Origin of the sequence: Leptospira soteropolitanensis (genome assembly GCF_026151655.1) — a bacterium.
Taxonomy (GTDB): Bacteria; Spirochaetota; Leptospiria; order Leptospirales; family Leptospiraceae; genus Leptospira_A; species Leptospira_A soteropolitanensis.
In genome coordinates this window covers 174,586-195,436 of record NZ_JAMQPN010000005.1, presented here as the reverse complement: position 1 = coordinate 195,436, position 20,851 = coordinate 174,586, and the positions used below count along the sequence as shown (strand labels likewise).

General features: G+C 39.8%; 23 protein-coding genes. 10 read left to right on the top strand and 13 right to left on the bottom strand.

Going from position 1 to position 20,851, the window contains the following annotated elements:
- Nucleotides 1-6: 6 nt before the first annotated feature.
- Nucleotides 7-2,280, bottom strand: a complete 2,274-nt coding sequence (locus ND811_RS12630; RefSeq protein WP_265352280.1) for a beta-propeller fold lactonase family protein — start codon at nt 2,278-2,280, stop codon at nt 7-9.
- A 452-nt stretch (nt 2,281-2,732) separates the two neighbouring features.
- Between ND811_RS12630 and ND811_RS12625 the strand changes: the two genes are divergently transcribed.
- Nucleotides 2,733-3,128: an acyl-CoA thioesterase gene (locus tag ND811_RS12625; RefSeq protein ID WP_265352281.1), complete on the top strand. Its 396-nt coding sequence runs from the start codon at nt 2,733-2,735 to the stop codon at nt 3,126-3,128.
- 1 nt (nt 3,129) lies between these two features.
- Here the strand turns inward: ND811_RS12625 and ND811_RS12620 are convergent, their stop codons facing one another.
- Nucleotides 3,130-3,516 carry an LIC_11502 family protein gene (locus ND811_RS12620; protein ID WP_265352282.1) on the bottom strand — a complete coding sequence of 129 codons (387 nt, stop codon included), beginning with the start codon at nt 3,514-3,516 and terminating at the stop codon, nt 3,130-3,132.
- Between ND811_RS12620 and queG the strand changes: the two genes are divergently transcribed.
- On the top strand, nt 3,515-4,492 hold the full coding sequence (queG, locus tag ND811_RS12615) for a tRNA epoxyqueuosine(34) reductase QueG (protein WP_265352283.1): 978 nt from the start codon (nt 3,515-3,517) through the stop codon (nt 4,490-4,492). The two genes, ND811_RS12620 and queG, sit on opposite strands and share 2 nt — an antisense overlap.
- Before the next feature lie 95 nt (nt 4,493-4,587).
- Here the strand turns inward: queG and thiE are convergent, their stop codons facing one another.
- The 10 genes from thiE to ND811_RS12565 all read right to left on the bottom strand — a co-directional run bounded on the left by thiE (nt 4,588) and on the right by ND811_RS12565 (nt 13,497).
- Nucleotides 4,588-5,232 (bottom strand): thiamine phosphate synthase, encoded by a 645-nt coding sequence (gene thiE / locus ND811_RS12610; RefSeq protein WP_265352284.1) that lies wholly within the window; start codon nt 5,230-5,232, stop codon nt 4,588-4,590.
- Complete coding sequence (gene thiM / locus ND811_RS12605) at nt 5,222-6,025, bottom strand: hydroxyethylthiazole kinase (protein WP_135745796.1); 804 nt, start codon at nt 6,023-6,025, stop codon at nt 5,222-5,224. Before thiM ends, thiE begins: the two co-directional genes overlap by 11 nt.
- A 21-nt stretch (nt 6,026-6,046) precedes the next feature.
- The gene (locus ND811_RS12600; RefSeq protein ID WP_135745797.1) at nt 6,047-6,442 is read right to left on the bottom strand and encodes a response regulator; all 396 of its coding nucleotides are present in this window, start codon (nt 6,440-6,442) and stop codon (nt 6,047-6,049) included.
- A gap of 6 nt (nt 6,443-6,448) precedes the next feature.
- Nucleotides 6,449-6,580 carry a hypothetical protein gene (locus ND811_RS12595; protein WP_265352285.1) on the bottom strand — a complete coding sequence of 44 codons (132 nt, stop codon included), beginning with the start codon at nt 6,578-6,580 and terminating at the stop codon, nt 6,449-6,451.
- Between the two features lie 58 nt (nt 6,581-6,638).
- Entirely contained in the window at nt 6,639-7,394 is a 756-nt protein-coding gene (gene map / locus ND811_RS12590) for a type I methionyl aminopeptidase (protein WP_238778373.1), read from the bottom strand.
- 3 nt (nt 7,395-7,397) lie between these two features.
- The gene (locus tag ND811_RS12585) at nt 7,398-7,601 is read right to left on the bottom strand and encodes a hypothetical protein (RefSeq protein WP_100744290.1); all 204 of its coding nucleotides are present in this window, start codon (nt 7,599-7,601) and stop codon (nt 7,398-7,400) included.
- 11 nt (nt 7,602-7,612) lie between these two features.
- The gene (locus tag ND811_RS12580) at nt 7,613-10,843 is read right to left on the bottom strand and encodes a SpiroCoCo family coiled-coil protein (RefSeq protein WP_265352286.1); all 3,231 of its coding nucleotides are present in this window, start codon (nt 10,841-10,843) and stop codon (nt 7,613-7,615) included.
- An 83-nt stretch (nt 10,844-10,926) separates the two neighbouring features.
- Nucleotides 10,927-11,562: a rubrerythrin gene (locus tag ND811_RS12575; RefSeq protein ID WP_265352287.1), complete on the bottom strand. Its 636-nt coding sequence runs from the start codon at nt 11,560-11,562 to the stop codon at nt 10,927-10,929.
- 31 nt (nt 11,563-11,593) lie between these two features.
- Nucleotides 11,594-12,241 carry a hypothetical protein gene (locus ND811_RS12570; RefSeq protein WP_265352288.1) on the bottom strand — a complete coding sequence of 216 codons (648 nt, stop codon included), beginning with the start codon at nt 12,239-12,241 and terminating at the stop codon, nt 11,594-11,596.
- On the bottom strand, nt 12,241-13,497 hold the full coding sequence (locus ND811_RS12565) for a 1-acyl-sn-glycerol-3-phosphate acyltransferase (protein ID WP_265352289.1): 1,257 nt from the start codon (nt 13,495-13,497) through the stop codon (nt 12,241-12,243). The genes ND811_RS12570 and ND811_RS12565 overlap by 1 nt, the downstream gene beginning before the upstream one ends.
- A 47-nt stretch (nt 13,498-13,544) precedes the next feature.
- On the opposite strand from ND811_RS12565, the gene lmtA reads away from it, so the two are divergent.
- Both lmtA and ND811_RS12555 read left to right on the top strand, forming a co-directional pair.
- Nucleotides 13,545-14,306: a lipid A Kdo2 1-phosphate O-methyltransferase gene (gene lmtA, locus ND811_RS12560; RefSeq protein WP_265352290.1), complete on the top strand. Its 762-nt coding sequence runs from the start codon at nt 13,545-13,547 to the stop codon at nt 14,304-14,306.
- A 6-nt stretch (nt 14,307-14,312) separates the two neighbouring features.
- Entirely contained in the window at nt 14,313-14,570 is a 258-nt protein-coding gene (locus ND811_RS12555; RefSeq protein ID WP_265352291.1) for a hypothetical protein, read from the top strand.
- Between the two features lie 91 nt (nt 14,571-14,661).
- On the opposite strand, the gene ND811_RS12550 is transcribed toward ND811_RS12555, so the two are convergent.
- Nucleotides 14,662-15,243, bottom strand: coding sequence for a hypothetical protein (locus tag ND811_RS12550; RefSeq protein WP_265352292.1), 582 nt, complete (start codon nt 15,241-15,243; stop codon nt 14,662-14,664).
- A gap of 73 nt (nt 15,244-15,316) precedes the next feature.
- Between ND811_RS12550 and ND811_RS12545 the strand changes: the two genes are divergently transcribed.
- The 6 genes from ND811_RS12545 to ND811_RS12520 all read left to right on the top strand — a co-directional run bounded on the left by ND811_RS12545 (nt 15,317) and on the right by ND811_RS12520 (nt 20,803).
- Complete coding sequence (locus ND811_RS12545; RefSeq protein ID WP_265352293.1) at nt 15,317-16,231, top strand: TIGR01777 family oxidoreductase; 915 nt, start codon at nt 15,317-15,319, stop codon at nt 16,229-16,231.
- Nucleotides 16,232-16,294: 63 nt separating this feature from the next.
- Nucleotides 16,295-16,699 (top strand): c-type cytochrome, encoded by a 405-nt coding sequence (locus ND811_RS12540; RefSeq protein ID WP_265352294.1) that lies wholly within the window; start codon nt 16,295-16,297, stop codon nt 16,697-16,699.
- A 51-nt stretch (nt 16,700-16,750) separates the two neighbouring features.
- A complete protein-coding gene (locus ND811_RS12535; protein WP_135745807.1) occupies nt 16,751-16,972 on the top strand; it encodes a hypothetical protein in 222 nt (73 codons plus the stop codon).
- Nucleotides 16,973-17,014: 42 nt separating this feature from the next.
- Nucleotides 17,015-17,365, top strand: a complete 351-nt coding sequence (locus ND811_RS12530; protein ID WP_135575065.1) for an STAS domain-containing protein — start codon at nt 17,015-17,017, stop codon at nt 17,363-17,365.
- Between the two features lie 56 nt (nt 17,366-17,421).
- Nucleotides 17,422-18,702: a citrate/2-methylcitrate synthase gene (locus ND811_RS12525; protein WP_135745808.1), complete on the top strand. Its 1,281-nt coding sequence runs from the start codon at nt 17,422-17,424 to the stop codon at nt 18,700-18,702.
- A 22-nt stretch (nt 18,703-18,724) separates the two neighbouring features.
- Nucleotides 18,725-20,803 carry a SpoIIE family protein phosphatase gene (locus ND811_RS12520; protein WP_265352295.1) on the top strand — a complete coding sequence of 693 codons (2,079 nt, stop codon included), beginning with the start codon at nt 18,725-18,727 and terminating at the stop codon, nt 20,801-20,803.
- Nucleotides 20,804-20,851 lie beyond the last annotated feature (48 nt).

Below are 20,851 nucleotides of genomic sequence, written 5' to 3'. Positions count from 1 at the left end.
CTGCAATCATTCATTAAAGTTCGATCGAACGAGACCACCATTGCTTCTTCTCAGTGCGTTCGTGAATGCACCTCCCAAATAGTATTTTCCATTTTTATACATGGAAGTATAAACTACATCATTGAACCCGCTTTTCCAAGGTGATACAGTATTGGTGTTACTATTGAAAACTCCAAAAGAATAGTTTTCAGTGGCTCCATTCAGACCAGTGAAGGATCCTCCAATTAGGATATTTCCATCTGGGTAAGCTGCGATGTGGTATACAATACCGTCACCATACACTTGGTTAGGTTGTTCGTAAGATTGGTTCGTTAGATTATAAACTGCTATATTGTTAAAAGTTCCTATGCTGCCAATAGTTGTAAATTGCCCACCAAGAAAGATTCTTGAACCAACTAGTGCTTGCGCATAGACACCGCTATTTGGAAAATTAGTTGAGGATGGAATGTTTCGTTTAGTTCCTGTGAGTTTGTCCACTGCTTGGTAAGATGTAGTTACACCATCCCCGTTTATTCCAGAATATAAACCTCCGAGAAACACTAAATCATTGGCAACAAGAAAGTTCTCCCCACTACCAGCGAGATTGGGATTCCATCCACTAACGGAAAGGTCACTTAAATTTAATGCAAAAGCACCATTTCTTGTATTTCCATTTACGTTCGTTAAACTATCACCACCAACATAAAGTTGTGATTCGTCACTGGTGATGGTTCGAATTTCTGGAGTGCCTGATAAAATATGATTCACCGGACTCACTTGATAGGATGGCAAATCCAAAATGGCAAACCTATTTCTGGATTCTCCTGCCACGTTGTTAAAGGACCCACCTACAAACAGTCGATTTCCCACACGGTGCAGGGCTTTGATCGCAAAATCAAAATTAGGTGTTCCTTCAATTGGTGCGCCTGTCACTTCATCCAATACTGCAAAATTACTTCTCGGGAGAACATTCACCGTAGAACGAATGGAGGTGGTGACAAATACAACCCCATTTTCTGCAGAGACGAAGTCAGAACCTGGGTTTGTGATCGTACCATCAGGATTGGGATTAAATGCATTGACTGACTCACTAGGTAAGCTGAGTGCTGCCATGTAATTTCTACCAACGGATTTGACCGTAGTAAAACTTCCACTTAGGTATAGAGTGTCCCCGAGCAATCCGAGGGAGGCAACATTGCCATTCAAATTATAATTTGCAGTAATAATACCACCTGTGCCATTGTTAACCGAAGCTAAACCAGTTGAGACACTAGCTCCAACCAAACTAAACTGGCCCCCTATATAAATTGTATTTTGATACTGTTGGATCGAATTGACTTGAGCATTTGGACCTGGATTCCATGTTGTTAAAGTTCCATCGGGATAAATGGAAAACGCATAGTTATAAGTCGCCGTAAAATCCCCACCTACAAAGAAGTTCGGACTTCCATTGGCATCTGTTCCATAATACAAATCAAGGCAAGTACCTGCAGAAATAATTGGACTAAAAGAGGAAAATAAGGAACCTGAGTGGAAAGATAACTTTGCGATACCTCGCTGTGCCCCTCCGCCGATACTCGTAAAGTCCCCACAGACATAGAGTGCTTGGCCATCTGTTTCTAAATCAAATACCCCCGAAGCAGATGGGTCTACGTTTGCATTGAAAGAGTTATCAATGGCACCAGTATAACGATTGAGTCGAACTAAGAATTTTTGGTTTGAATCACTCCAGGTTGGAAACAATCCTCCCACATAGAGAGAGTCACCCATAAGTAACAAGGCTCTTACTTCTCTACTTGTATCTTTTGGAACATTAAAGTTGCGATCCAATTGGCAACCGGGAAGGATATGGGCAAGGCCGTATCTTTCTTCCCCTTGGACCCAAAAAAAAGAACCGCCAATATAGAATCCGCCATTTCCATCGGAAATCGCTGTCTGTGTACCTCCCACAACTTTCAAATAAGGGCAATAACGATTAGGTAATACCTTTCCCGTGGCTGTTTCTAAATAAACGGCTTCCCCAGTAGAGGGGCCAACGAATTGGAAATTACCACCAATGATGATTTGGTCGTTATAACTAGTCATTGCATTGACACTCGTTGTGCCTGAGGTTCCTTGAAAGACACCCCAAAGATTTTGAAAATCGAAAGATGGATAACATGAAGGAGAGCGATCTTCTGTGACAAAACGGATTAGCGTTCCGAAAAAATAATCTTTTGATTTTATATCACAAGGGTTCGAAAGTTTTGCGGGTTTACAACCGAACAATAAAACCATAACCATTGAGTAGATGAAAATCATTTTTCGCATATTGTCCATAATGCGATATTCTAATAAGAATTTTAGAATTTGTCTACTCGTTTGAAATAAATTTCTCTAAACTTGGGTCTGTCTAATGAGAAATGTTTTGGATTTCCCTAATGTTAGTCGGAACTGGAGTTCTTTTGCTTTGGTTTTGGAGAAAAAGTTTAAAAAACTAAAAGCACTGTACCTGTTTTACGCGTAGAAATGAACCTTGCCACTGAAAAAATACAACTGTTATAGAATCGCCGGTAAAGGAAAGGGTTCGAGCAGTGGAAAGATATTTGATTTCTTTAGGAATTCCCAAAGGTAAAATAGAAAAAGTTTTTTTGAACCCTAGTTTTGGTCGAAGTTTCGAACAACGAAGATTGCTACGCTCTGTTCAAATTCAGTATAAATTAGAAACATTGAAGTGACGTTTAAGTTTCGTTTTAGTCTGATGTTAAAGTAGTATGATTCAAACGGACATCCAAATTCGATTTAATGACATGGACCCTATGCGTAGAGTCAATAACGCAAGTTATTCGGCATACTTGGAGTTAGCAAGGTTAGATTTTTGTAATCGTTATCTATCTGTTAGTGAACTCGAAGACATTCCTTTTGTTCTTGCTCGAGTGGAAATGGATTTAATAGCATCGGTCCTGCCTGGGACATCCATTTATGTTGAAACTTGGGTATCCTCCATTGGTACTACCTCTTGGGAATTTTCTTATGAAATTCGAGACAAAAGAACGAACAAAGTGTATGTGAAAGCAAAAACGGTTCAGGTATACTTTGATTATAGAGCACAAACCAAAAAACAAATTCCTCTTGATTTTTTAAAATCTTTAGAAAAGGAACGATTGTAATTCAGAACAACTCTCTGGAATCAAAATGTTTCCATTCCCAATGATAAGCGGATTTGTCTCCGTATTGGATGCATTCCTCGAGCCAATTAGAGGAGGCATCGGGACTCAAGACAGAATAGGTTTCAGAAACCGAACGAATGAGTTCTCCATATTCAGGTAGAATTTCAGGCAGGAGAGGGTCCGTGTTTCGTTCGAGTAATCTCACTACCGATTGGAGCAGGGCAAAATAAATTCCCTTTCGTAGAAGTTCCGGTAATCCCTTCGGAATTGTCACCAAAGCTTCTATTTGTGGAAATAGAGAAACTAGTTTTGGAAGATGGACATACAAATGGCTTGGCAATTGGCCTTGCAATTCCATAAGATATACTTCATTCTCTTTATCACCCATGACCAGTCCACTCTATCAGATCCGTTCTCAAATTAAAACCATTTGTGAAGTGGAAGGGTTTTCTTTGGTAGGGTTTGCCGAGGCAAAGATTCCTGAATCCGACTTAGCAAATTTTGAGGTTTGGATTCGTGACAACCGATATGGAAATATGGATTGGTTTGCAAAAGATCATGCTCTGGCCATTCGGAATCGTTTTGAAAATTTAGGCCTTACACCTCGTTCTGCAATTTGTCTTGGATTTATTTACCGTTCGAAAGCTGGTGAGGAGATTCTTACTAAGATGGAATCTAAAGTTTCTCGTTATGCGTTAGGTTCCGATTACCACCTCATTTTGAAGGAAAAAGGAAATCGCATTTTAAAAACTTTAAGGGTAATGTTTCCAAACCATAAATTTCGCCAATCGGTGGATAGTTTGCCCGTGGCAGAAAAAATTCTTTCGAGAGAATCTGGGATAGCCTGGCAAGGAAAAAATACAAACCTCATTCATCCAAAACTAGGATCTTATTTTTTTCTTTCTACGATTCTCACAGACTTAGAGTTAGGTGGGCCGGATCCAAAAGAAATTATCACGGATCATTGCGGGAGTTGCCGGAAATGTTTGGATGTATGTCCTACCGGTGCACTCGAAGCCTATCAAATTGATGCAAAAAAATGTATTTCTTATCTAACCATTGAAGATAGGCGAGAAAGGGAAGCAACGGAAACATTTCTAAGCTGGGATCGAAAAGGTTGGGTGTATGGATGTGACCTATGCCAAGAAGTTTGTCCTTGGAATGCCAATGTCGCCAAACGAAATGAAGTGGAAACCTCTGAACCAGGTTTTTTACCAAGAGCCTTTTGGACAGATCCTGAGTTTATCAATAAAACATCACTCACCAAAGAAGAGTTTGATTCTTATTTTAAAGATTCTCCGATGGAAAGGATTGGATTTGAAATTTGGAATCGAAACTTACAACAAGGGAAGGCCAAAAAATAAAATTAAAAATACTCTAAACTACTAAATGATTTCGATTTATATGAAAAGATAAACTTTATGAGTTCAGTTGAATACAATTTGTAACCATTTCTTTTTTATGAATGAAACTTATCTGATAAAATTTCCGTTGCCAGTTTCGGATCTTTAGCCGAACAAATCGCACTCACTACTGCAATCGAATCTGCACCTGCTTGGATCACTGCTTCTGCATTGGATTCTTTGATTCCTCCGATGGCAACGATGGGAATTGTGGTTTTACTTCGTAACCATTTGAGTCCTTCCAGTCCCCATGCTGGTTTGGTATTGGTTTTTGTATCGGTATCAAATACAGGAGATACAGCCAGATAATCTAAGGAAGGATTTGGATCCAATTGGATGAGAGAGTGGTAATCCTCTTTTGTTTCTAAGGATAAGCCAATGAAGGCATCATTTCCTAAAAGTCTGCGTGCTTCCCACCAAGGTAAATCGGATTGTCCCAGATGGACGCCATCGGCTCCTGCCGCCAAACAAATGTCTAGGCGGTCATTGATGAGAAGGGGAATGGAAAATGGAGTTAGGATTGTTTTTAAATGTTTAGCGAGTTCTAAAAATGTTCGGCTATCGGCTTCTTTTTCCCTCAGTTGGACAAAAGATACTCCACCAAAGGCGGCAAGTTTTACGACTTCTGCTAAATTGTGGTGGATACATAAGGGTCTATCGGTGACAAGATAAACCCCTCGGATCTGTTTTTTATTCACCATTTAACTTTTGTTTAATGGCATCGGCTCCGATTTCATAGAGGGCATCTAAAAAAGCAACTTGGAAACTTCCAGGAGAACTTGTTTTGGATTTTGCCATTTCCCCAGCAATACCCATCACAGCCATAGCAGAAGTAGCCGCGCGAAACTGATTGGGTTGGATGGCAGCAAAGGCCCCACAAATGGCTGAAGCAGTGCATCCAAGCCCAGTGACCTTTGTCATCAAAACATCTCCATTGCGTATTTGGGCTTTTTCTGTTCCACTTAAGATATAATCAGTAGCTCCTGAGATCACAACCACCCCACCCGTAACTTTCGAGAGAGACTTCCCTGAATCCACTGCCGACTCGGAGGAATCTGTTGCATCGACACCTTTTGTTTTTCCAGAAGAATTGAGAGTCGAGAGAATTTCAGATGCATTTCCTCGGATAATGCTCGGACTTCCTGCACCGAGGATACGACGAATTGCCATATTACGCAAGTTACTCGCTCCTGCTCCTACAGGATCTAAAATGAGAGGTTTGTTAAGAGACACCGCTTTTGCCGCAGCTTTTTCCATACTTTGGATCCAAGGTTCAGAGAGTGTTCCTATGTTGATAACCGTAGCCGAACAGATTGTAACCATTTCTTCCACTTCTTCAATGGCATGGGCCATAATGGGAGAAGCACCAATGGCAAGAAGAGCATTGGCTGTGTTATTCATGACTACATAGTTTGTGATATTATGAACGAGAGGGGACTTAGAACGTAAATTTTCCAAGTCTTCGATAGTGTTTTGAATGATTGATTGAGACATGCGGAGGTATCCTAGGAAAACCTAGGCAATCTTCGCGATGGCGTCTTCTACTTTTTTGATTAAATCCGATTCAGACCAAGGTTTGTTTAAAAAACTATGTAGGTCTACTTCTCCTCTCAATTGGTTGAGTGAGAGTTCATCGATATGACCAGAAATAATTATTTTCTTAATCTCTGGATATGTTTTGTGGACATCCCTAAGAAACTCATCACCTCTTTGGTTGGGCATAAGCCAATCAGAAATGATGATGAGGATATCGATTCCTTCTTCTGCCAATTCTTCGATGATCGACCAAGCCTCTTCCGTATTTTGGGCGGTTTCATAACGATACTCGTTCCCAAAATGTTTTTTGAGCTGAGACTTCAGGCTCATTAGAATGATTTGTTCGTCATCAACGAAGAGAATGGCTTTGTTCATTGCGAATTACTTTCCGTCGTGTGGGCATTCAATGAGTTTGTCATGGCCAGGGCAGGAACGTTTTTCTTTTCCTGGGCAAATCGCAAAAGATGCAGATGTGATGACAAAAAGGCTAAATAGAGTGATGGTTAGTTTCATAAAAAATCCTCTTTTGAAATTAGACGATAGAATGGAAGCGAAAGCAAGAACGATTTCTTCAGACTTTTGTTAGAATTTCATAACCTTTGTCTGTGACAAGAACGGTATGTTCAAATTGGGCTGAGAGTTTTCCATCTTTTGTTCGGACAGTCCATTTGTCGGACTTATCGAAATTCACTTCCCAAGTTCCTAAGTTGACCATCGGTTCTACTGTGAAAATCATTCCTGCTTCAATTTTTGCCAGTTTTCTGGGAGACCGGAAATGAGGAACTTGTGGTTCTTCATGGAAATTACGTCCTACTCCATGACCCATTAGGTCCCGAACAATTCCATACCCAAGGGGGGTAAGAAAATCATCAATGGCATTGCCGATATCATCAATTCGGTTTCCTGGTTTCACTTGTTCAATTCCGATCCACATGGCTTTTTCGGTATCTGCCACAAGTTTTTCCGCTTCGGGACTAGATTTTCCACCCACGATAAAGGTTTTAGAAGTGTCTCCAATGTATCCGTCGACTATTGGTGATACGTCTAGATTGACAATGTCTCCATCGGCGAGAACATCCTCTTTTTTGGGAATTCCGTGGCAAACCACGTGATTGATGGAAGAACAGATGGATTTCGGAAACCCTTTGTACCCAAGGGGAGCAGACCTATGACCATTTTTTTTGGTATAGGCCTCAGCAAGATCGTTCAGCTCCAGGGTCGTGACCCCAGCTTTGACAAAAGGTTCTAAATAGACGAGGAGTTCGGCGGCAAATTTTCCCGCCTTCCTCATCTTTTCAATTTCAGATTTGTTTTTAATGTAAATCACGGATTAGAAATCTGTGGAGCGAACCGTTGTTCTTTTGTTGGCAGAGGTTCTTTCCAAAGCTTTGTCGATCAATCGGTAGATTTCTTCATTGATTCCTTCAATCGCATCGCCAGAAGTCATAAATCCCTTACTTTTGATGTATGCTTTCACTTTAGAAGTGACAATTAGGGATTCCTTCGACGTTGATTCTGTTTGTTCTTCGGACATGGATACCTCGGTTATTTCTTTCTAACTCCGAGGATGTTATCTACGAGGGATTTTTCAATATTTAATTTTTCGCTAATTGCCTCAGAAGACCACTGGTAATTGTCGTGGAGGCTCTGGATGGTGGCTCTTTTCCTCTCGACAAGGGGATTTCCCGAAACTTTTCGGTCTGATTTCCCCGTTGGGACCGGATTTTGCATGGCCCCTTGGACAATGTCCAGGAATTCGGAGAGTTTTTCGAAGGTTTCGTCTGCCTCTCCGAGGAGAGATTCCAAATCATCCTTGGTTTCGCGTGAGGATTCTTTCAGGTCTTCCAGACGTTTTTGGAGGGTAAGGATTTGGCGGTGGCGGTCGGAAAGATCACCTAGCAGCTCTTCGATTTTGTCAAACTTACGTTCGACCGAATCAATTTGAGCTTCTCGTTCTACAAGGAAGGAAGTGCGGTTTTCCGCTTGGCGAATGGTTTCTGTGAGTTCCTTTTCGCGGGCTTCTACCACTTCGATTTCGCGGTCAAGGATGTCGAGGCGGGCTTGGAGTTCCCGTGTATTGTGTTTTTGGCCTTCTAAGTTTTCTACCAAATGGAAAACGGAATCTTGTGACTCTTGTAGGGAAGAAAGGAAGGATTCAATTTTAGATTGTTCTGCTGTGAGTTTCGTTACCCGAGTTTCAATGGAACTTACTTCGCTTAAACTTTGTTCAAAACCTTCCATCGTTTCCGATACATGGACTAGGTTTGAGGCAAGGATTTGTATTTGTTTGTCGATGTCTTCGGTTTGGAACTGAGCTTCTTTTAAAGTTTCTAATTCGTTTGCGATTTCTTTTCGAAGTTCAGAAAACTCGGAGATTGCCGATTGGTAGAGGTCAATGTCTGGTCGATTTTTTTCAAGGGATCGGAGGGCTTCAGAAATTTCTTCTACAGCACGATTGGATTCATCTGCAATCTGTTTGGCGGAAGCAAATAAATCAGAATGTTCTTTGACCGTTTCTAACTCACTCGAAAGAGTTAAGATATCTTCTTTTAATGTTTCCATCTCGGATTGGAAACTAGAAAGAGTTTCTTCTTTGGTATCGTTTAGATCCTCCAATCCATTTTTGATTTCTTGTTTTAAATCCTGGAAACGATCTAAACTTTCTTTTAAGAAGTCTTGGCTTTCTTTTGCAATCTCTTTGAAAGACTTTTCGTAGTCTCTTTGATAAGTTTCAATTTGTTTTTTAGATTCGTCTTTAGAACGTTTGATACTTTCGTCTAAGTTGCGTTTGACGGTATTTAGATGGTTTGAAATTTTTTCTTCCAGTTGGCCTAATTGGACATTTCCTTTATCAAGGAGTTTTGTCAATTGGTGAGAGATTTTAGAATCAATGGTTTCATTGAGCCTATCCATTTTCTCTTCTTGTAAATTGAAAAAGGATTCACCCGATTCTTCTAAATGTTTGAGGATTCGTTCGACTTCGCTACGAGCCAGTTTCGCTTCTTCTTCTAATCGGGAGATACTTTCTTTGGTTTTGGACTCTGCTGCCATATCCAAATTAGCTTTTGCTTTTTGGAATTGGTTTTGAAATTCACCGAGTAGGTCAGCACCTTCTATATGAATTTCTTTTAGGCGGTCTTGGAGTCTTTCAATACTATAATTTTGGTCTTCCCGAATTTTACCGAGTTCGTCTTCCCATTTGCTGACAAATTGTTCTAAGTTGGCATTGGCGATACGAATCTTTTCTGTGACGATTTCTTCGGATTCTTTGGCTTTTTCTTCTGCTGTTTCTAAAATTTCATGTGCGGATTCTCGAAGAGCCGATTTTAACTCTTCCACATATTCATCCACATCTTTGGTTTGTGCTGTAATGGATTCGTTTAAGTTTTTGATTTGTGATTGGACTATCTCAAGATCTGATTCCATTTCACTCTTTTGGAGTTTGAAATCAGAATTCATTCTTTCTTCGAGTTCTTTTCTTAATTCAAAAAGAGAAGTTTTAATGACTGTTTCTTGGTTGGTGCGAACCGAATCTAACTCACGATCAAAATCTTTGAGTTCTTGCAGGGCACTTTTTTTGAGAGAACTTGCTTCTTCTTTTAGATCTTCCGAAATGCGGTGGAATTCTTCGGAGAAGGCTTCGATTTCGCGAATGAGTTCTTGTTTGCGTATGTCTGCCTGGCGAAGAAGTTTGTTCTCTGCTTCCAAATATTTTTCTTGGAACTGGATTATGGTTTGGTTGATCCCATCCGCTTGCCTTCTTGTTTCGTTGATGATGTCATCACGTTTCGAAAGTGTTTCGAGGGACAAGTCTTCAATTTCACGTTTGATGGCATCTGTCTCTTGGTTGAGACCCTTCATAAAAGAATCTTTTGTATGGGTAACTTGGTCAAAGATAGAATCAAAACGTTCTTGGATTTTTTTCTCAAGTAAGTTTACTTTCTCTTCCAACTTACCAGAAGCGCGTTGGTATTTTTCTTCTAACCTTTCATCAAACTTATCGACTTTATCGGAGAGTAGGGAAGAGGTATCTTCGAACTTTGTGAGGCGAACATCTAAGTCACCTTGTGCGTATTTCATGGACTCGAGGAGTAGATCCATTTCTTTGCGAGCATGATCTAAACGACCCGCGGTTTCTCCCACCATCACATCTGCATGGGATAAAAGTTTTTCACGAGCCGTTTCTGCAATTTTAGAAAGAGAGTTATCGAGAAAGTCTGATTTGGTTTCAAGAAGACTTTCTAACTCTACCATCTTTTGTGCAACAGATTGTAAAATTTCATCACTTCTATGATTGAGTTTGTTTTGGAAAGTATCCAACATGGAGATGGATTCATTATGAAGGGCTTCCATATCTTCGGACACTTCACGTAACTCTCGTTTGTGGGTATTGATTTGAGAGAGTCCTTCTTCCATATATTGTTTTTCGCGACGGACTTGGGTGCTCAAATCTTGGATTTGTTCCATCTCACCTGACAAAGAAGAGAGGTAGTCTTTACTTGCGCGGATTTTTTCGAATAGGTCGCGAGATTCTGAACTTAAAGATTGGATGTCTTCGGCAACTTTGCGAGATTGTTTGACAAGGATGTCGAGGTCAATACCGGCATCTTTGACCAATTGGATTTTTTGAAGGGCGACACCATCGATTTCATCGGTCAATTTGGACGCATAACGTTTGAGTTGGGAGAGTTTGGTGTTCGATTTGTCCAAACGACGAAGTCCGATGGTCACGGCAACACTTGCCAAAAAAGGTAATAAAAAGACTTCTAAACCCATTTTCTCAAAGATCCAATAATAGTATTATGTCGCATGAAGATGGTTGAAGAAAACCAGGCTCGGATTTTTTCCGCAAGCCTTTTTTAATTCAGTGAGAATTCACGGATTTGGAGCCAAAATCGGGCAAAAATCTTCGCTTCTTCTGCCTCGAGAGCCGCGAGTCGTTCCTTCGCACTTGGGTCGAGTCGGAACATTTCGGCACTCATATCGGAGAGGTGGCCTTCTTCTTCCAAAATCAGGTTGGTTAGGCGGATGGGAGATCCCGTACGATCCAAAATTTCGTCATACGCAGCATAGACGACCATAGCCCTTTTTTCGATGACCGTGGTGGTGTACAAATAAGCAAGGTAGGTAAAATCTTTTTGGTTAGGGAAAACCTTTCGTAGGCTTCGCCGTACCAAGGTATCTAATTTCGCGAAATAAATTCTTGCCGCAGTCCCACGAACGAGTGCGGAGTTTTGGTATCCTAATTGGAAGCTAGGCTTTATCGTGCGGGCTGCTTTTTTAAAAAATAGGGCATGCCGTGCTTCCTCGGTGGCATGTTTTAAAATCATCTCCGAAGTTTCTTCGCTCGATTGTGTGAGGAGGATTTTTCTGGAACCCAGATGTTCTAAGAGAGAAAGAGTGTTTAGCCAGAGGGCATGGTTCGTTTCATTGGCAACAATGTCAGACAGAACTTTAGGAATGGAATCATTCGAGAGGACAGTAGCAGAACCCATAAATCCAAAATGTGGGAGTTCGTTCTTTGGGCTAGCTTTTCTTTAGAGGAATGGAGAGTTGGGCAATGGTTTCTCCATCCTCATGGTAGATTCTAAATTGGTCCGTGGGAAGGCCTTCCCCTTTCAGAAGGATGACACAAAGAGCAATGCCAATCCCTTCTCCTTCCGAATTGTCTCCACGTTCAATATAATATTCCATGATATCGTTATAGTTTTGTGCATGTAAAAGTGAGTTACGAATTTTTTGCATTTCTCCGCGCACAAGAGTGGTATTGTTCCTTACATCAAATTTGATTTGGTTCTCATTATGTTCGATTTTTAAATGAACGTACAAATTTTTTTCTCGTGCGAGAGGTTCAAAACTGTTGCCTCTTCCGGAGAGGATAAGGCTTTTATACATTCTTACACCTAACTCGTAGTCGGTGGGAGAGTGGATGTCTAATTGATTTTCTTGAAAAAAGATTCTTTTAAAGTTGGCTTTAAAACCATTGAGGATTAAGTCCTTTACAATCGTAAATAAAATTGCCGATAAATCAAGAATCCCGTATTTTTCAGTAAGAGTATCTAGAATTTTTACCAAATTTTCATCTAGAGCCTTGGATGCACCATAGGCACTCAGTTCAATCGGAGCACCACTTGCGATTAAATTTTTTACCTGCTCCAGGCTAAATAAATCCATCAAAATATATACTGGCTCGGAAATAGAGGATTGGATTTTGACTTTTCTTCCACAAGCATTGTTTGTAACTCTTCTCTTAGACGTTCTGTAATCGAATCTATCGTTTTCTTTTTGTCTTCTTTATAGGAACTAAAATACTCATTGATCGTAAATGGCTTTCCAAATCTAACAACTGCTTTGTGTGGGCGCGGTTTGAACTCACCAAACAGTTCGTTTTCATAACGGTATAAAAATTCGTAAAGTCGTTCGGCACTTGGCAATTCTTTGATATAAGCGGTTTGGATAGTGATAAAATCATAGGCTTTGGTGGCAGCTTGTTTAGCCCAAGTTGCCATTTCTAAACTGGGGAGCTCACCTTTTGGATCGGGCATTCCTACAGAAACCATTTCGAGAACGCTTAAGATCCTTCTTAACTTTTCAATGGCATTGGAATCATTATCCCATTTCGGAATGTTGGCCTTTCTTGCAATATTGTCGAGCATGGCATGACGCATCCGTCCCAATCGATAATCAAAGTCATCGGCTCTGTTTTCTTCGACAGGTACTCCATATTCTTTTTCTTCCCTTTCGATCATTCGTTTTCCCACTGACAAAAAACGATGTACAATGTCTTTGCCGGTTTTTTCAATTCCTAACTTCTGCTCCATCCTAGCGATGGTTTGGTCTATGTCCTTTTGCATGGAGCTTAGTGAACCGGTCATTCTGTACTTAACATAGGTGGGTAAAATCCAAATTATTGCTTCTGGATCTTTTTTGAGAGCATCTTCCAGTCCCCAAAAACCAAGTTGGGCGACACCTGGCTGGAAGGGAAGTAGGGTATCATTCATACCACTGGTTGGCTCGCCTTCCGGAAATAGAGCAAGTTTCCCACCTTTAGAAGAAAGAATTTCTCTTGAGGCTTTTAAGGACTCACGGTCGGGGGCGCCAGCTAACACGGAGTATGCACCAATGGACTGTATGAAGTCACCAACGAATCCGAATCCCCATTCAAATACCTCTCTTGCTGCCATATAATGAAACCTTGAACCCATTATGTTTGCCGCATGATACGCAATTCCGGGTTCTTTGGTTGTGGGATGATTGGAAATATAAAGGAGTCGTTCTTTTTGAAAGGATTTTAAAGTCTTTTGATCGGTTTCGGATATCTCGATGGAATCAAGATTGTGGAGCATTTTGTTAAGAACAGGAAGCGTCAGATCCGTAAACCATAGAGCAGGAAGATTGAACTTTGCGGGGATGAAGGATTTGATTGACATAGGACGAATGCTGACAGCTTAATCAAAGGAAGCAAGTACGAATTCACATGGCACTTATAGAAGAACTCAACCAACAAGGCAACTTTCTCTTCCGATGGCGCTCCTACATCCCAGGAGTCATTTTGTTTCTTTCCTTACTGTATTTACCGTATGTCCCTTATTTCCAAGGGAGTTACGAATCTAATTTGTATTGGTTATCTGGTGCATTTTTAGTCAGTATTGCAGGGCTTTTTGTTAGATGTTTTACGATCGGTTACACTCCTAAAAACACTTCCGGAAGGAACACAAAACAACAAGTGGCTGATGTCGTAAATCAATCAGGAATTTACTCTCTAGTCAGACACCCGTTATATGTAGGGAATTTTCTTATGTATCTTGGCCCGGTATTCATCCTTCGGGATTTTGCCTTTGCGCTCGTATACATTATGTTTTTTTATCTCTATTACGAACGTATTATTTTTGCGGAAGAATACTTCTTACGTGGTAAATTTGCGGAAGGATACTTAAAATGGGCAGACAAAACTCCTGCTTTCATTCCGAGACTTTCTGGATATATAAAACCAAACTTAGATTTTTCATTTCGTAATATTTGGAAACGTGAATACCCAAGTTTGTTTGGAATCATTGTTGTGTTCACAGTTTTTGATTTGATTCAAGTTTATTTCCAAGAGCCGGCACTTCGAGCTGTAGACATCACAGGAATTTGGAAACCATTTCATACTTGGTTTTTCGGATTTGGTTTTGTCTTTTATGTTGTGACTCGTATTATAGTAAAAACTACCAAACTTCTGGAAGTTGAAGGTAGATAACTTTAAATGAGCCGTTTGTCCAATGGTTGGAAGGTTCCTGAATCTCTTTTAGATAAAAAAGAACTGATGGAATCTTACCAGAAAACAGTCGAAAGTATGGAGGCGGAAAACCCACTTACCATCTTTCGGGAACATATGGACAACGGTCTTTTATTTAAGGCCGGATTGCAAGATGCAATGAACCAACTCACAACTTTTGCCAATCTTTATATGAGTATCATTGAACTAAAAGCTGAAATAGAAAAACAAACAAAAGATCTTTGATCCAGACTTTTCCCTTTTGACAAAATGTTTTTCAATGATCTCCCAGAGGCCTTTCCTTTATTGAATTACCAAATTTAAAAAAATATAAATTTTACTTAGTTTCTTCTAGTTCTACTTCCGAAATACATCCATCCTTAGAAAGAAGTTTAAATTCAGGTGTGAGAATATGAATGTTTTCAGGATAATTATTTTCTTTTTGGAATTTGGGAAGATTTGATAGGGGAATGGCTAAATTCGATTTGTTTTTTTCTTTAAATATATAAACAAATGCTAGCTGGTCTTTCGGCATTCTAAGTTCCTTATCTACGTTGATACTTTCCCGTAATAAAAAACGCATTTGAAAGGTTGGAAGATTTTCTCCAGGACAGGCAAAGACTTTCAAATTTTGAAATTCTCTAGGTGAAAATTCTTTTCCATTCCAAAAGTGAGACAATTTCATTTCTAAGAAAAAGTCAAAATCTTCATTTCCTTCTTGTTTCTTTCTCCAAACTGTATTTTTATCTTTGTCTAACAAAAGATGAATTCCACCGGAGCCAGTTGCATCTTCGATGCGGAAAGGTGGGTTGTCTTTGTATTGGTTGATACTTTTTATTGTTCCAGAAAACAAATAATAATTCCCGAGGAGAACAAAAAGTATGGCAAAGAAGATAGGGAGGACAATGACAGGTTTCATAACAAAGAAAAACTTCTACTGCCTCGGAAAATGGGCTACTTCTTTTTTATGATTCGATCCTAAAGGAGATCAGATGAAAATTGGGATTTTAGGTGGTACCGGCCTTATAGGTAAATCATTCATAAAAACCGCAATCGGTAAGGGACATCGGTTTCGTGTTTTTTCGAGACAAACTTCATTGCCAGATGAACTATCTTCCTTTAAAGAATTAGAATTTGTCTCTTGCATTCTCCCACAGACAGCAGATTTAGAAGGTTTAGATGCAATTGTCAATTTGGTTGGTGAGCCAATTGCTGGCGTTAGGTGGACTGAAGAACGCAAACGCCTCATTAGAACTTCTCGTGTAGATTTTACCAGGGGGGTTGTGGCTCGTGTATTGGATTTAAAATCTCCACCGAAAGTTTTTGTGAACTCAAGTGCAGTAGGTTATTACGGAATGTCGGAAGATCACCATCCTCCTTATTCTGAGAACTCGGCACCTGGGCAAGACTTTCTTGCCAAAATTTGTGTAGATTGGGAACATCAAACCCTTCCTTTACAATCTGCGGGAATTCGTTCCTTAATGTTAAGGACAGGGATTGTTTTGTCACCTCAAGGGGGTGCCTTGGAAAAAATGATTCCTCCTTTTTTATTAGGAGTTGGTGGATCGATTGCATCTGGAAAACAAGGAATGAGTTGGATTCACATATCTGATTTTATCTCTGCTATGTTACATTTGATGCAGTTGGATTCGGCTTCTGGCGCTTATAATTTAGTATCTCCTCATCCTGTAAGTAACGATGAGTTTTCTCGATCGTTGGCCGAAATTTTACACCGACCGAACTTTTTCAAAGTGCCTTCCTTCGCCATACAAGCGCTTTATGGAGATGGTTCAGTGGTTGTGACAAAAGGGCAATATGTGATTCCTGAACGGTTACTTTCTAGCGGTTATGAGTTTCAGTTTCAAAATTTAGAAAAGGCACTCGCAAATCTTTTAGAAAAACAGTGATTTCTTCTTTTCAAAAGATAAGAAGGGTGAGAGACTGGAGCCAACCTTATCTTGGAGTAAGAAATGAACTCAAAAAAAGTCCTAGTCTCTCTCTTCGCACTCTCCTTCGCATTCGTGATGGTAGCTTGTGGCGATTCCAAACCAAAAGAAGAAACACCTGCTGCTGTTGAATCTAGCGCAAGTGCTGATCCGGAACTTGCTAAAGGGGAAGAACTTTACCTACAAAACTGCTCTTCTTGCCACGGTGAAAAAGGTGCTGGTGATGGAGCTGCTGCAGCTGCTCTCAACCCAAAACCTAGAAACTACAAATCTCCAGCTTCTGAATGGAAAAATGGAAACACTGCTGCTGGTGTGACTAAAACTTTGAAAGAAGGAATCAAAGGATCTCCAATGGTTGCTTACGGACATTTGGGTGATGATAACATCCGCATTCTCGCTAAATACGTAGAACACCTTTCTAAAAATTAATCGTTGTCTTTTTCGGTTCCGCCTACGGGTTGGAGCCGAACACTTGTCTTTATGAACCAAATCATTAAAAAAGCCGATCGACCCACTTGTGATTGTGGAACCACTCGTGACGATGAAAATGCACGTAAAGTTGTTAAGTATTCCACTTGGGGAATGATCGCCATGGGTCTTGTCGGGATATCTGCTACACCAACCGATATATACTTTGTTTGTCGAAAGTGCAAACAACCCTTTGGTCGAATGACGAAAGAAGAAAGAAAATCGAAATCCTAATTTTAGTTGACCCGCGTTCTCGGTGGATTTCCCTGGAAGCTAATGATGGAAGAGTTTAAGATTCGGTTGGGATTTGAAAACGGGGGAAATTTACCCGTAATTCATATATCTGGCGAAATCACATCCGAAGCTGAAGAGGAAATCGTAGAATCTTACGAATCCATCCCGGCAGATAAACGAAATCGTGTCATTTTGAACTTTTCGGAAACATCATACATCAACTCTGCCGGAATTGCGACTCTTATCAGTCTCATTACAAAATCATCAGAGAATCAGGGTAAAATTGAATTTGCAGGACTCAATACTCACTTTAGAAAAGTGATGGATATTGTTGGTCTGACTGATTTTGTCCTCATTCACGATTCTCTGAATTCTGCGCTCACCCAAGTCTAAATTATTCTAGATTCCAAACTTCCCTTCCGTAAGATAGGAGGGAGAGAGGTCTTTTCATGAGTGAAGTGGAAATCCACGTCAAGGGCAAAACATATAAATTACCGGTCATTGTTGGTACCGATGGAAAAGAAGGAATCGACCTAACCGATTTTTATAGAAAAACGGGCCTAGTCACTGTTGATCCAGGTTTGTTTAATACAGCTCTTGGATTGTCTAAAGTATCAAGACGTGATCCAGAAAAAGGGGAGCTAACCTATCGCGGTTATGACCTAAAAGAACTCGCATACCAATCCACATTTGTGGAAACTTCGTTTTTATTAATTTACGGGAACCTCCCCACAAAACAAGAGTTAAATGACTTTTCCGGTCGACTTTCTAAACACTCTATGATCCACGAAGATATGTTAAATCTCTTCGACGGATTTCCTGGTGTTGCCAATCCATTGGCAGTTTTATCTGTAATGGTTACTTCACTTTCTAGTTATTATTTAGAAGACTACGAAGAAAAATTAGATATGGGTGTGGACTTAATTGCAAGGTTACTTGCAAAAATTCGCACCATTGCCGCTTTCACATACAAACATGCAGTGGGTCATCCTTTCGTATATCCTTTGGATAAAAATCCATATTGTACAAACTTTCTTTATATGATGCATAAAATGCCTGCGGACAATTATACAGTTCCGGAAGAGTTTGATCGTATTTTAAACCAAATGTGGATTTTACATGCGGATCACGAACAAAACGTATCCAACACTGCAGTCCAAGTGGTAGGTTCTACTCAAGCCAATTTATTTGCCTCTATCTCTGCAGGGATTATGGCACAATGGGGAGCACGAGAGGGCGGACGTCCTACAGCAGCCATTGGTCTAATTGAAGACATTTTAAAAACTAAAACACCTGTTAAAGATTATTTCGAAAGATTCAAACGCGGTGGTTTGAATATCCAAACTAATGGTTTTGGACAAAAGGCTTATGATGTAGTGAGTCCACGTGCTAAGGTCGCTCGTGAAATCATTCGTGAATTCTACAAAGGTAGAAAGTTGTCTGCTGTGGAAGACATTGCGCTACAAATAGACGAAGTGGTTTGGAACGATTCCTACTTTATGGAGAATCTTCTTTATCCTAATTTAGAATACTACTCTGGTCTCGTATTTCACACGTTGGGAATTCCTAAGAATATGTTCTCAGTGATGCAGGTCATTGGCAGACTTCCAGGTTGGCTTGCTCATTGGAGAGAACAAAGAGTGAAGGGAGACTTCTCAAAAGTTCGTCCAAAACAGATATATGTGGGTGAAAATCAAAGAAAGTACATTCCTGTTCAGAACCGTCTCTAGGTTTATCAAACAGCATCGTCTTATGAATTTCCGCTGGTTCGGACTTGTATGGTGTTTGCTGCTTTTTTCGTGTATTGCGAAAGAGACACCACCCAAGGTGGAAAAAGGGGTCCTTTCCGCTGAGTCTTATTTAAGTTCCTCCTCCAAAACGGTGGAACTTAAAGGTGAATGGGAATATTATCCGGGACTTCTCATTTCACCTTTAGAGTTGGAAATATTAAATGCAAACAGGGAACCCCATTTTTTTGAGGTCCCTGGGGTTTGGTCCGACTCTTTTTGGAAAAGAGGATTTCTAGCTGGGGATGGATATGCCACTTTTAGCATGAAAGTTCATCATGGACTGAAGGGTGTTCCACTTTCTTTAAAGGTTCCTGAAATGGAAACCGCCTATAATCTGTTTGTTGATGGTGTCAAAATAGCATCAAATGGAATTGTAGCAACGTCTTATCAAACTGGAAAACCTGAATATCGTCCACGAATAGTCGATTTTTTTCCCAAAGAAAACCAGACTTCTATCGTATTACAAATTTCCAACTACCACCATAGAAAGGGTGGTCCAGCACAAATATTAGTATTAGGAAGGACTCCTGATATTCACCATCAATATGAGGTAGAAATCCTACGCGATATGTTACTTGTGGGTAGCATTTTGTTTATGGGTATTTATCATCTGTTTTTGTTTTTGAATAGGAAAAAAGATCCTTTTACATATTGGTTTGCGCTTACTTGTATCCTTGTCGCCTTACGGGTATTTGTTACGGGGAATAAATATATCGTTCAGCTCTATCCTGAACTTCCGTGGGAAATTCATTTAAAGTTAAGTTACTTAAGTTTTTTTCTAATTACACCTATATTTGCACGTTATGTTTATCTGCTTTTCAAACCGTATTTTTCAAAAAGAGTTTATGAGGTTCTTAAATATTCAGGTTTTGCTTTTTGTTTTATCGTTCTTTTGACTAGGTCTTCTTTTTATACATATCTGATGGTTCCATTTCAGATATTTACTTTGTTGGGTGCAATTTATACATTTTTCGTAATAGCAAGGGCTATTCGTGATTCATCATCCGATTCGATCATTTTTTTGTTTAGTTTTTTCATCTTCATCGCAAGTTTTTTAAACGACATTCTGGTTAATAATCTACTCATTTATGGGCCACTTTTAATTCATTTTGGAATTTTTACAATGTTCCTTGTTCAATCCGTTTATATAGCCAGGAATTTTTCCAAAGGTTTTGTGGAAGCGGAAAACCTAGCTGGTGAACTGGCAAACAAAAACAAAACATTGCAAAATGTACAAAATCAATTAACCGAACTAAATGAACGGTTAGAAACCAGAGTCAAAGATAAAACTGAGGAACTCCAAGGGAAATTAGATCAGATCGGAAAAGATATGAGATTGGCCAAATCAATCATCCAAAGTGTCACCAAACCACCTGAATTAGAGCCTTACCTCAAAGTAGATATTTTATATAAACCAATCGCTGAAGTGGGTGGAGATATATATTTCGTAAAACGAATTCAGGATTTTTATTACCGCTTCTTTTTAGGTGATGCTACAGGGCATGGTTTACAAGCAGCTCTATACTCTATGATGATACAATCAGAGTTTGAACGTGTATCTGCTGTGGCTATGCGGCCAAATGATGTATTGTTTTATATGAACCAGCATTTTTATGATAAAAACGCTGATTTACAAATTTACTTTCCGGCGATTGTGATGGATTTTGATTTTCATCAAAAAATACTTCGTTACGCAGGTGGCGGAGTCCAAAACCAAATCCATCTGAAAAAAAATGGTGTGACTGCCATGTTGGAAAACACAGGTCCCATCATTGGAATTTTGGAACACTACCGTTATGGGATTACTGAATCTAAAGTTGATTCAGGTGACAGAATCTTTTTATTTACAGATGGTTTATTTGAAGAGTTAAACGAAGCCGATGGAGCTCAGGCCTGGGAGGATTTGTTAAATATAATTCAGAAAACATCTTCTTTGCCTTTTTCCGAAGTCCTTCCCGCAATTCAAAATATGTTATTCCAAACGATGAACAAATCTCAATGGAAGGATGATTCTACACTCATTTTCATTGAAGTCACCTAGGAATATTTCTGCGTTAGGTGACTACTTCGAAACGTTTCTGATATTTAT